Origin of the sequence: Streptomyces sp. NPDC048383, assembly GCF_040651775.1 — a bacterium.
Classification (GTDB): domain Bacteria; phylum Actinomycetota; class Actinomycetes; order Streptomycetales; family Streptomycetaceae; genus Streptomyces.
Map to the genome: position 1 here is coordinate 1 of NZ_JBEZKS010000118.1, position 7,770 is coordinate 7,770.

The window sequence follows — 7,770 nt, forward strand, 5'->3', positions numbered from 1 at the left end:
AACGACCAACCCACATCCACCGGATCCACACCCGCACCACCCGGCAACCAACCCACCAGACGATCCGCCTGCGCCCGCAACGCCACCGCACTCTTCCCCGACAACACCCACGGCACCACCGGCAAACCCACACCAGAACCCACACCCGAACCCACACCAGAACCGGAGGCCTCCACCCCCACCTCCGGCGCCTGCTCCACGATCACGTGCGCGTTCGTCCCACTGAACCCGAACGACGACACACCCGCACGACGCGGTGCACCGGTGCGCGGCCAGGCGATGGTCTCGCCGATGAGGGAGACGGCGCCCGCCTCCCAGTCGACGTGCGGGGTGGGCTCGTCGAGGTGGAGGGTCTTGGGCACGATGCCGTGGCGCATCGCCTCGACCATCTTGATGATGCCCGCGACACCGGCCGCGGCCTGCGTGTGGCCGATGTTCGACTTGATGGAGCCGAGCAGCAGCGGCCGTTCGGCCGGGCGGTCCTGGCCGTACGTGGCCAGCAGTGCCTGGGCTTCGATCGGGTCGCCGAGGGTCGTACCGGTGCCGTGGGCCTCGACGACGTCCACGTCGGCCGCCGCCAGTCGGGCGTTGGTGAGGGCCTGGTGGATGACGCGCTGCTGCGACGGGCCGTTGGGCGCGGTGAGGCCGTTGCTCGCGCCGTCCTGGTTGATCGCGCTGCCGCGGATGACGGCCAGGACGGGGTGTCCGTGGCGCTGAGCGTCGGACAGCCGCTCCACGAGGAGCATGCCGACACCCTCGCCCCAGCCGGTGCCGTCGGCGGCGGCCGCGAAGGGCTTGCAGCGGCCGTCGGAGGCGAGGCCGCGCTGGCGGCTGAACTCGGTGAAGGTGGCGGGGGTCGCCATGACGGTGACACCGCCGGCCAGTGCCATGGTGCACTCCTCCGCCCGCAGGGCCTGCACGGCGAGGTGCAGGGTGACCAGGGAGGAGGAGCAGGCGGTGTCGACGGTGACGGCCGGGCCCTCCAGGCCGAACGTGTAGGACACCCGGCCGGAGGCGATGCTGCCGGAGCTGCCGGTGCCGAGGAAGCCTTCGACGCCTTCGGGGACGGAGTCCAGGCGGGCCGTGTAGTCGTGGTACATCACGCCGGCGAAGACGGCCGTTCGGCTGCCGCGCATCGACGTCGGGTCGATGCCGGCCCGCTCGAACGCCTCCCAGGAGGTTTCCAGCAGCAGCCGCTGCTGCGGGTCCATCGCCATGGCCTCGCGCGGCGAAATCCCGAAGGGCGCCGGGTCGAAGCGGGCGGCGTCGTAGAGGAAGCCGCCCTCGCTGACGTAGCTCGATCCGGCGCTGTCGGGGTCGGCGTCGTAGAGCGTCTCGACGTCCCAGCCGCGGTCGGCCGGGAATCCGGAGATCGCGTCGCGGCCGTCGGCGACGAGCTGCCACAGGTCCTCGGGGGTGCGGACACCGCCCGGGTAGCGGCAGCTCATCGCGACGATCGCGATGGGCTCCTGGTTCTGTTCCTCGACGTCGCGCAGCCGCCTGCGGGCCTGGCGCAGATCGGCGGTCGCCCGCTTGAGGTAGTCGCGAAGCTTGTCCTCGTTCACCATGTGCGTGGGCTCCATGCCAGAGAGGCGGTCGTACGGGTCTGTCCGTGGTGGTCGGGGGCCGCCGGGCGGGCACGGGGTGTGTCGTGCCGCGCCCGGCGGGCTCGGGCGCTTCGGGTCAGGAAGCGCCGAGTTCGTCGTCGAGCAGGTCGAAGAGTTCGTCGTCGGTGGCCGTGTCGAGGTCGTCGTCGGTGTCCTCGGCGGCCGTGGTGCGGCCGGTGTCCTGGCCGGTGTGCCACTTGGTCATGAGGGCCTGGAGGCGCATCGTGATCCGCGAACGGGTGACGCTGTCGGCGTCCGTCGCCTCCGACGCTGCCAACGCGGCTTCCAGCCGGTCGAGTTCGTCGAAGACGGCGGGGCCGTCGCCGTCGAGGCCGAGTGCGGTGCGCAGGTGCCCGGCGAGTCGCTCGGGGGTCGGGTGGTCGAAGATGAGCGTGGCCGGGAGTCGTAGTCCGGTGGCCGCGCCGAGGCTGTTGCGCAGTTCGACCGCGGTCAGCGAGTCGAAGCCGAGTTCCTTGAACGCGCTGCCCGGTGCGATGGCGGCCGCACCGCTGTGGCCCAACACGCGGGCGACGTGGGTGCAGACCGTGTCGAGCAGGACCCGGTCGCGTTCGGCGGGCGGCAGTTGGGCGAGCCGTTCCGCCGTCGAGTCCGGGGTGTCCGTGCTCGTGCCACTGCTCGTCCTGCGCCGTACGGACGTACGGAGCAGGCCGCGCAGCAGGGGTGCGACGTGGTCGCCGGCCCGGGATCGCAGGGCGGCCAGATCGAGTCGGGCGGGCACGAGGAGGCTCGGGGTGCGCGGTTCGTCGTCCTCGTGCGGGGGCGTGTCGGCCCGCAGTGCGGCGTCGAAGAGGGCCAGTCCGTCGGCCTGCGACAGTGCGTTCATGTTGCCGCGTTCGATGCGCCGACGGTCCTGTTCGTCGAGTCCGGCGGCCATGCCGGCCCCGTCGTCCCACAGGCCCCAGGCGAGCGAGAGGCCCGCCAGTCCTTGGGCCCGGCGGTGCTGGGCGAGTGCGTCGAGGAAGGTGTTGCCGGCCGCGTAGTTGGCCTGTCCGGCGTTGCCGAACACGCCGGCCGCCGAGGAGAACAGGACGAACGACGCGAGGTCGAGTTCCCGGGTCAGTTCGTGCAGGTTCCAGGCTGCGTCGGCCTTGGGCCGCAGCACCTTGGTGACCCGCTCGGGGGTGAGTGAGGTGATGGTGCCGTCGTCGAGGACGCCGGCGGTGTGCACGACGGCGGTGAGCGGACGCTCGGCCGGTACGGAGTCCAGCAGGGCGGCGAGGGCGTCCCGGTCGGCGGCGTCGCAGGCCGCCCAGGTGACGCGGGCCCCCAACATGGCGAGTGCGTCCCCGAGTTGCGCCGCTCCGGCCGCCGCGCCGCCGCGCCGGCTGGTGAGCAGCAGGTGGCGTACGCCGTGCTCGGTGACGAGGCGCCGGGCGAGGAGGCCGCCGAGGGTGCCGGTGGCTCCGGTGATCAGGACGGTGCCCTCGGGGTCCGGGCCCCGGCCTGCGGGGACGGAGTCCGACGCGGCCGGGGTCAGGGTGGCGCGGGCCAGCCGGGGGGCGCGTGCGACCCCTTCCCGGAGGGCGAGTTGGGTTTCGTCGCCGGCGAGCGCCGCGGGCAGGGCGCGGTGGGAGCCGTCCTCCTCGTCGAGGTCGATCAGGACGAACCGGTCGGGGTGCTCGGCCTGGGCGGAGCGCACCAGGCCCCATACCGCCGCCTGCGCGAGGTCGGTCACGTCCCCTTCGGGGTCCGTGGCGACGGCGCCACGGGTGACGACCGCGAGCCGGGAGGCGGCGAACCGCTCGTCGGCGAGCCAGCCCTGGACGAGTTCCAGGGCGTGGCGGGTCACGGCGTGCGCGGCGGTGGCCGGGTCGGTCGGCGCGAGGTCGACGGCCGGGGTGACGAGGACCGTCTCCGGTACGTCCTCCCCCAGGGCCCCGGCGAGGTCGAAGGCCTCACCGAGGGCGCTGAGGTCGGCGTGGGTGGCCTCGGCGGCGTCGTCGAGGATTCCGGCGCGTTCCAGGGCGGCGCCCACCTTGAGCGGGTCCGCGCCGAGCAGCGCCCACCGGCTGTCGGACGGCGGGTGCGTCGCGGCGGGCGGCAGGACGGTCCAGTCGATCCGGAACAGGGCCTCGCGGGCGGGGCCGGTGGCGATGCCGTCGGTTGACAGGGGGCGCAGGACGAGCGAGTCGACGCTCAGGACGGGTTGTCCGTCCCCGTCCCACAGGGTGAGGGCCACGGCGTCCCGGCCGGCGGGTGCCATCCGTACGCGCAGGCGGGCGGCGCCGGCCGCGTACAGCCGGACCCCGTCCCAGGAGAAGGGGAGCCGCGCGCCCTGCGGGCCCTCGGGGAAGAATTCCCCGACGCCGACTGCGTGCAGGGCGGCGTCGAGGAGCGCCGGGTGGAGGCCGTACGGGGCGGCTTCCGCGAGGCGGTCCGCGTCCAGGGCGACTTCGGCGTACACCTCGTCGCCGAGCCGGTGGGCGCGGCGCAGGTTGCGGAAGGCGGGGCCGTAACCGAGCCCGATGGCGTCGAAATCCTCGTACAGCCCGTCCAGCGGGCAGTCGACGGCGCCGGCGGGCGGCCACTCCGCCAGGGGCTCGACGGCGGTGTCGGAGTGGGCGTCCCGGGCGTCCGGGGCGAGGACGCCGTCGGCGTGCCGGGTCCACGGTTCGTCGGGGGCGGCCTGCTCGGGGCGCGAGTAGACCTGGAAGGCCCGGCGTCCGTCGGCGTCGGGCTCGGCCACGGCGAGCCGCAGCTGTGTTCCGCCCGTCTCGGGCAGCACCAGGGGCGCTTCGAGGATGAGGTCGTCCAGCCGGCCGCAGCCGGCGTGGTCGCCGGCGCGGACGGCCAGTTCCACCAGCGCGGCGCCCGGCAGCAGGACGGTGCCCGCGACGCGGTGATCGGCCAGCCAGGGGTGGGTGCGCAGCGAGAGCCGTCCGGCGAAGAGGAACCCGTCCGAGTCGGGCAGGTCGACGGCCGCCCCGAGCAGCGGGTGAGCGGTCGCGCCGAGTCCGGCGGAGGCGACGTCGCCCGCGAGGGCTTGGGCGGGTGCCTCCAGCCAGTAGCGCTGCCGCTGGAAGGCGTAGGTGGGCAGGTCGACGCGTCGGGCGCCGGTGCCGGAGTAGTACGTCTCCCAGTCGACGGGGATCCCCCGCAGGTGGGCGCGGGCGAGGGCCGTGGCGAGGCAGGCTTCCTCGGGGCGACCGGCGCGGAGCACGGGGACGAAGGCCGCGTCGGCGGACTCGTCGCGGATGAGGCAGTCCTGTGCGAGGGCGGAGAGGACGCCTTCGGGGCCGAGTTCGAGGTAGGTGGTCGCACCGGCGGCTTCGAGGGCGCGGATCCCGTCGAGGAAGCGGACCGTCTCGCGGACGTGGCGGACCCAGAAGTCCGCGCTGCCCATCTCGCCGTCGCCGACGGGGCGGCCGGTGAGGTTCGAGACGATCGGGATGCGGGGGGCTGCGTACGTCAGGCGTTCCGCGACCTCGCGGAAGGCGTCGAGCATGCCGTCCATGTGCGGGGAGTGGAAGGCGTGGCTGACGGTGAGCCGCTTGGTCTTCCGGTCGGGGAAGGCGTCCACGACGGCGGTCGCGGCGTCCTCGTCCCCGGCGATCACGATCGCGTGCGGGCCGTTGACGGCCGCGATGCTCACCCGCTCGGTGAGCAGCGGCAGCACTTCCTCCTCCGCCGCCTGGAGCGCGATCATCACGCCGCCGGTCGGCAGCGCCTGCATCAACCGGGCGCGAGCTGAAACCAGTTCGCAGGCGTCGGCGAGGGAGAGCACTCCGGCGACGTGGGCGGCGGCGATCTCACCGATGGAATGTCCGGCGACGAGGTCCGGCGTCACACCCCACGAGGCGAGCAGCCGGTAGAGCGCCACCTCGACGGCGAACAGTGCGGGTTGGGTGTACCGCGTCTCGTCCAGCAGAGCCGCGTCTGCCCCGAACAGCACCTCACGCAGGGGCATTTCGAGGTCGAGATGCTCCGCCACCGCATCCAGTGCGGCGGTGAACACCGGGAAGGTCTCGTACAGTTCGCGCCCCATGGCGAGGCGTTGGCTGCCCTGTCCGGTGAACAGGAAGGCGAGCTTTCCGGCGGCCGGTACGTCCTCCAGCACGCCGGCCGGCCGGTCGCCCGCGGCGAGCGCGGCGAGGCCCGCCAGGAATCCGTCCCGGTCGGCGGCGACGACGGCGGCCCGCCGGTCGAGGTCGGTCCTGCTCGTGGCCAAGGCGTAGCCGATGTCGCCGGGCGACAGGGCGGGGTGTGCGATCACGTGCGCCGCCAGGCGGGCGGCCTGGTCGCGCAGGGCCTGCGGGTCCTTCGCCGAGAGGAGCCACGGCACGCTGCCGGGCGTCCGGGCGGGTTCGGGCCGTTCCTCGGTCCCGGTCGGCTCGGGGGCCTGCTCGATGATGGCGTGGGCGTTGGTGCCGCTGAAGCCGAACGAGGAGACGGCGGCGCGGCGGGGCCGCCCGGTCTCCGGCCAGGCCGTGGCCGACTCCAGGAGCGTGACGGCACCGGCCGCCCAGTCCACGTGCGGGGTCGGCTCGTCCACGTGCAGGGTCCGGGGCAGGACGCCGTGCCGCATCGCCATGACCATCTTGATGATCCCGGCGACGCCGGCGGCGGCCTGCGTGTGGCCCATGTTGGACTTGATGGAGCCCAGCAGCAGCGGCCGGTCCCCCTCGCGCTCCCGGCCGTACGTGGCCAGCAGCGCCTGCGCCTCGATCGGGTCACCCAGGGTCGTACCCGTGCCGTGCGCCTCGACGGCGTCCACTTCGGCGGGCGACAGGCCCGCGTTGGCCAGGGCTTGGCGGATGACGCGCTGCTGGGAAGGCCCGTTGGGGGCGGTCAGCCCGTTGGACGCGCCGTCCTGGTTGATCGCCGTACCCCGGACCACGGCGAGCACCGGGTGTCCGTTGCGGCGGGCGTCGGAGAGCCGCTCCACCAGCATGACGCCGGCGCCTTCGGCCCAGCCCGTGCCGTCGGCGTCGGCGGAGAAGGCCTTGCAGCGGCCGTCGGCCGCCAGGCCCCGCTGCCGGCTGAACTCCACGAACGCGGCGGGGGTCGCCATGACGGTCACCCCGCCCGCGAGGGCGAGTTCGCACTCACCGCTCCGCAGGGCCTGTACGGCGAGGTGCAGGGCCACCAGGGAGGACGAGCACGCCGTGTCGACGGTGACGGCCGGACCCTCCAGCCCGAACGTGTAGGACAGCCGGCCGGAGATGACGCTGCCCGCGTTGCCCGTGCCGAGGAAGCCCTCGACGCCCTCGGGCAGGGCCGCGAGCCGCGAGGCGTAGTCCTGGTACATGACTCCGGCGAAAACGCCGGTCCGGCTGCCGCGCAGCGACCGCGGGTCGATGCCGGCCCGCTCGAACGCCTCCCACGAGGTTTCCAGCAGCAGCCGCTGCTGCGGGTCCATCGCCACGGCCTCGCGCGGGGAGATCCCGAAGAACGCCGGGTCGAAGGCGGAGGCCTCGGTGAGGAAGCCGCCCTCGCGGGCGTAGCTCGTCCCCTCCCGGCCGGGGTCGGCGTCGAAGAGGCCGTCCACGTCCCAGCCCCGGTCGTCGGGGAATCCGGAGACGACGTCCCGGCCGTCCAGGACGAGCCGCCACAGGTCCTCGGGCGACTGGACGTCCCCGGGGTAGCGGCAGCCCAGGCCGACGATCGCGATGGGTTCGTCGTCGCGTACGGCGACGGCGACCGCCGCCCGTGGCGTCGCGGGCACCGCTCCGAGGAGCTCGGTCCGCAGGTGCTCGGCCAGGACGAGGGAGGTCGGGTAGTCGAAGACGAGGGTGGCCGGCAGGCGCAGCCCGGTGGCCGCGCCGAGGAGGTTGCGCAGCTCGACGGCGGTCAGCGAGTCGAAGCCCAGCTCCCGGAACGACCGGTCGGCCTCGACGGCCTCGGGCCCGGCGTGGCCCAGCACGGCCGCGACCTGGGTCCGCACCACATCCAGTACGTACGCGGCCTGTTCGGCGTCCGTCAGGCCGATGAGCGCTGCGGCGGGGGTGTCCCCGACCTCGACGGACCCGGCGGCCCGGCGGGTGGGCGTGCGGACGAGGGCGGAGAGCAGCGGCGGGAGCATTCCCGTGCCCGCTTGGGCGCGGAGTGCGGCCAGGTCCAGCTTGACCGGCACCAGCAGCGGCTGCCCGGAGGCCGGCGCGGCGTCGAACAGCGCCAGTCCCTCGGCGGCGGTGAGCGCGTC

The 7,770-nt window shown here is 74.2% G+C and carries 2 protein-coding genes; both read right to left on the minus strand.

Translation table 11 applies throughout. The features are described from left to right. Nucleotides 1–1,568 (minus strand): beta-ketoacyl synthase N-terminal-like domain-containing protein (locus AB0D46_RS37995; RefSeq protein WP_362884609.1); only part of this gene is annotated, 1,568 nt, incomplete at its 3' end. 115 nt (nucleotides 1,569–1,683) lie between these two features. Further along, nucleotides 1,684–7,770: SDR family NAD(P)-dependent oxidoreductase (locus tag AB0D46_RS38000; RefSeq protein WP_362884607.1), on the minus strand; the 6,087-nt coding region annotated here is incomplete at its 5' end.